The organism is Mesorhizobium sp. M7A.F.Ca.AU.001.01.1.1, from assembly GCF_004022735.1.
Classification (GTDB): domain Bacteria; phylum Pseudomonadota; class Alphaproteobacteria; order Rhizobiales; family Rhizobiaceae; genus Mesorhizobium; species Mesorhizobium ciceri.
Genome location: NZ_RZPF01000633.1, coordinates 1 through 3,891 on the forward strand (window position 1 = coordinate 1; position 3,891 = coordinate 3,891).

A 3,891-nucleotide genomic window follows, 5' to 3' on the forward strand; every position below is an offset into this window, starting at 1 on the left:
CGGCTCGGGCGAGGCGCCGCGGCTCAGGGGTGCAGCCTCTTGATCCGTTTTGCCCTGATCTGCGAGCACGAGCACGAATTCGAAGGCTGGTTCCGCAGCAACGACGATTTCGACACCCAGAAGAAGCGCGGCTTCGTCGATTGCCCGAGCTGCGGTTCGCACAAGGTGCAGAAAGCACTGATGGCGCCGGCCGTCTCCACGGCGCGCAAGCAGGAAACCATAGCGCTGGCCATGGGCGAGGCGCAGAAGCAGGCTTTGGCGCAGCTCAAGGCGATGGCCGAGAAGGTGCGCGAGAATGCCGATTATGTCGGCGACAAGTTCGCCGAGGAAGCGCGAAAGATCCATTTCGGCGAGAGCGACCCGCGTGGCATCTATGGCGAGGCGACGCTGGACGAAGCCAAGAGCCTGGTCGAGGACGGCGTCGAGTTCATGCCGATCCCGGTGTTTCCGGACGACCGCAACTGAGTTCCGAGGGAGCTTTGCGCGACCCAGAAGCGATTGAGCCGCGACGCAGCATAAGAGCCGTCGTTGGCCGATTGGCCCGCTGGGGCGCCGTCAAGCTTAGCGGTACCCGAACGATCGACGGGTTGCTCATCATCAGCGACAAGGGCACCGACAAGATCGTCGAGGCGCTTCAGCTTATTCGTGATTTTGATCCAGTGCGCTACAGACGGCTGCTTGGTGACGTAAGACAGGTATTTGTCACAACCCTTCCTGCTTCCGTCGCGCAATGGGCAAACTCTTCCAAGGCATGCGAATTGGACGAGCGCCATATCATCAGCGAAAGGACGACGCCGGAATTGGTCGCTTCGATTATCGTCCATGAAGCCACCCACGCGCGGCTTATGCGATGTGGTATCGGCTACGAAGAGGCGCTGCGGGATCGCGTGGAGCAGGTCTGTCTGCGTCGAGAAATAGCCTTTGCGGCCAGATTGCCGACCGGAAAGGGCCGGAGCCAGCAAGCCGAAGCGACACTCGAGGCCATGCCGGACTTTTCCGACAAGGCGATGAGTGAGCGCTATCTCAGCGGTTTGCGGGATGCTCTGCTCTACCTCAACATGCCGACCCGGCTTGTCGACCTCACCGTATCATACCGCCGCTGGAAACACCGGCGCCGGTTCTCGCCGCAGCCTACGAACTGACCCGGCTTAGCTCACGCTCCCGATCAATTTCTCAAGCAGCCGAGAGAGCGTCTCCCGTTCGGCCGGTGTCAGGCCGGAAAGAATCTCATGCTCGTTGGCAACATGGGCGGCAATAGCCTCATCGATCAACGCGAGACCCTTTTCGGTCAGCCGCACGACAATGCCGCGCCGATCGTTGGGGTGCGGCCCGCGCAGGATCAATCCGGACGTTTCGAGCCGGTCGAGCCGGTTGGTCATGGCGCCTGACGTCACCATCGTCGCTTCATAGAGGGCGGTCGGCGTCAGGGCGTAGGGTGATCCAGAGCGGCGCAGCGTTGCCAGCACGTCGAATTCCCCGGACTGCAATCCATAACGGGCAAACAACGGCGCCAGGCGCTCGCGGGCGATCAGCGAGGCGGCCTCGTTCAGCCGCCCGAGCACACCCATCGGCGAGACGTCCAGATCGGGTCGTTCCCGCTTCCATTGCTCGATCGCCCGTGCTGCCCTGTCCAACTGTCTCACCATCATTTATCTTGACGTTAAGAATCTTTCCGTTATCTTACTGCAAGATGCAATGCCGGCCAAGAGCCGCGCTACAGGATTCGGTCAATGAAGCTTCTCTGGGATTCGGCGCTCGGCCTGCTGGTCGTCACCGGCGGCCTGCTCGGCCTGACGCTGCCGTTCGGCAAGCTCGCCACGGCTGCCGGCGTGCCGGCCATGGTCTGGGCCTTCGTCATCTCGCTCGGCGCCGGCGGGGTCTTGCTGTGCATGCTCTTGGCTCGCGGCAAGCGGGTCCGGCTCACCGCGCACAAATTGCGCTATTTCTTCGTCACCGCCGCGGTGTCCTATGCTGTCCCCAATCTCCTGATGTTCTCGGCCATCCCGCATCTGGGCGCCGGCTACACCGGCATCATGTTCACGCTGTCGCCGGTCATCACGCTGGTGTTCTCGATCCTGCTGCGTGTCCGGCGCCCCAACATGCTGGGCATTGCCGGCATCGCCGTCGGCTTCGTCGGCGCCGTCATGGTCGCGGTGACGCGCGGCGAGGCCGGCCAGCCGGCCGATTTGTTCTGGGTGGCGATGGGGTTGCTCATCCCGGTCAGCCTTGCCGCCGGCAACATCTATCGCACGGTCGACTGGCCGGACGGTACCGGCCCGATCGAGCTTGCCGTCGGCAGCCATCTGGCGTCGGCGGCGATGCTGCTTGCCGGCATTCTCCTCCTGTTCGGCGGCGAAGCTTTCGTCCCACTCGGCGGCGTGCCGCTGGTCGTCGTCGCGCAGGTTGCGTCGGCATCGGCGATGTTCGCGTTCTTCTTCCGGCTGCAGGCGGTCGGCGGTCCGGTCTATCTCAGCCAGATCGGTTATGTGGCGGCGGCCGTCGGCCTGTTTGCCGGAACCCTCTTCCTCGGCGAGCACTATCAACTGCTGACCTGGGCAGGCGCGCTCATCATCACTGCCGGCGTGTTCATCACCACCAGGGCACAAAGCCAGAAGGCGTGAGCGGTCGCAGGGGATCCGAACTGCCTTCGCGCCTGGAGCCGATCTCACCTGAATTTGTATCCAGATCTGCTTTATCTTCTTGTTTGAGCGTGGTCTTTTCCGAGGACCTTTCCCTTTTTGGAATCGTGCTCTGGAGCAAGCCATGACCGAACCGAAGACATCCGAGGGGACTGCCGTCGATGTAGCTGATTTTCGCGCCGCGATGCGGCTGATCGTCGGCAATGTCAGCGTCATCACCGCCGGCACCGGCGAGGATCGCTCCGGTCTGGTGGTCATTTCGGTCGTCTCGCTGTCGGCCGAGCCGCCCAAGGTGATCGCCTGTGTCAACCGGTCATCGTCGACCTGGCCGGTGATCGAACGCTACCGGCATTTCGGCGTCAACTCGCTTGGCCCCCAGCATCAGCGCGTGGCCGAGCGGTTCTCCGGCTTCGGCGGCATCAAGGGCAAGGACCGCTATGAGGGCGCCGAATGGGTGACGCTCAAGACCGGAGCTTTGCTGCTTTCGGATGCGGTGGCCGCATTCGACTGCAGCCTCGATGAAATGATCGATCGCGGCACGCATTCCATCGTCATCGGTTCGGTCGAGGCCGTGCGCACGTCCGATGCCGGCCAGGCGCTGATCTACTGGCGCGGCGGCTACAGGCCGCTGAATTCTGAATAGATCAGACCGAGCCTTTTTCCGCCAGGACCATGTAGTTGACGTCCATGTCCTTCGACCGCGCCCAGCGGTCGGCCAGCGGATTGTAGGTGACGCCGGTGCGGTCGATGATGGTCAGGCCGGCGCCGCCAAGCGCCTTTTCGAGCTCTTCCGGGCGCACCAGCTTGCCGAACTGGTGGGTGCCGCGCGGCAGCCAGCGCAGCACATATTCGGCGCCGATGATGGCTAAGCCCAGCGCCTTCAGCGTGCGGTTGATGGTGGCCACGAACATGATGCCGCCGGGCCGCACCATCTCGCCGCATTTGGCGACGAACAGGTCGATGTCGGCGACATGCTCGACCACTTCCATGTTGAGGATGACGTCGAATTTCTCGCCGGCGTCGGCAAGGTCCTCGGCCGTCGTGGCGCGATAGTCGACGCTGACATTGCCTTCGGCGGCGTGCAGCTTGGCCACTTCGATGTTGGTTTCGGAGGCATCCGCGCCCACAACCTCGGCGCCAAGCCGCGCCATCGGCTCGCACAAAAGTCCGCCGCCGCAACCGATGTCGAGGATGCGCAGTCCCTCGAAAGGCCTTGCAGCGCGTGGGTCACGGCCGAAGCGCGTCGCTATCT

6 protein-coding genes are annotated in these 3,891 nt (G+C 63.2%); 4 read left to right on the top strand and 2 right to left on the bottom strand.

From position 1 onward, the window contains the following. Window positions 1-39 precede the first annotated feature (39 nt). Both EN884_RS28705 and EN884_RS28710 read left to right on the top strand, forming a co-directional pair. Window positions 40-465: a DUF1178 family protein gene (locus EN884_RS28705; RefSeq protein ID WP_013529451.1), complete on the top strand. Its 426-nt coding sequence runs from the start codon at window positions 40-42 to the stop codon at window positions 463-465. Between the two features lie 122 nt (window positions 466-587). Beyond that, window positions 588-1,142: a hypothetical protein gene (locus EN884_RS28710; RefSeq protein WP_164746265.1), complete on the top strand. Its 555-nt coding sequence runs from the start codon at window positions 588-590 to the stop codon at window positions 1,140-1,142. Between the two features lie 6 nt (window positions 1,143-1,148). Here the strand turns inward: EN884_RS28710 and EN884_RS28715 are convergent, their stop codons facing one another. Next, on the bottom strand, window positions 1,149-1,634 hold the full coding sequence (locus EN884_RS28715; protein ID WP_013529453.1) for a MarR family transcriptional regulator: 486 nt from the start codon (window positions 1,632-1,634) through the stop codon (window positions 1,149-1,151). Between the two features lie 96 nt (window positions 1,635-1,730). Here EN884_RS28715 and EN884_RS28720 point away from each other — a divergent pair, with 96 nt between their 5' ends. Continuing rightward, window positions 1,731-2,621 carry a DMT family transporter gene (locus EN884_RS28720; RefSeq protein ID WP_013529454.1) on the top strand — a complete coding sequence of 297 codons (891 nt, stop codon included), beginning with the start codon at window positions 1,731-1,733 and terminating at the stop codon, window positions 2,619-2,621. A gap of 142 nt (window positions 2,622-2,763) precedes the next feature. After that, a complete protein-coding gene (locus tag EN884_RS28725) occupies window positions 2,764-3,282 on the top strand; it encodes a flavin reductase family protein (protein ID WP_013529455.1) in 519 nt (172 codons plus the stop codon). 1 nt (window position 3,283) lies between these two features. On the opposite strand, the gene ubiG is transcribed toward EN884_RS28725, so the two are convergent. Beyond that, window positions 3,284-3,891: bifunctional 2-polyprenyl-6-hydroxyphenol methylase/3-demethylubiquinol 3-O-methyltransferase UbiG (gene ubiG / locus EN884_RS28730; protein ID WP_128360876.1), on the bottom strand; the 608-nt coding region annotated here is incomplete at its 5' end.

Bases quoted from the DNA above. Each gene is read 5' to 3' on its own strand.
- EN884_RS28720 (WP_013529454.1), top strand. From the start codon at position 1,731: ATGAAGCTTCTCTGGGATTCGGCGCTCGGCCTGCTGGTCGTCACCGGC.
- EN884_RS28725 (WP_013529455.1), top strand. From the start codon at position 2,764: ATGACCGAACCGAAGACATCCGAGGGGACTGCCGTCGATGTAGCTGAT.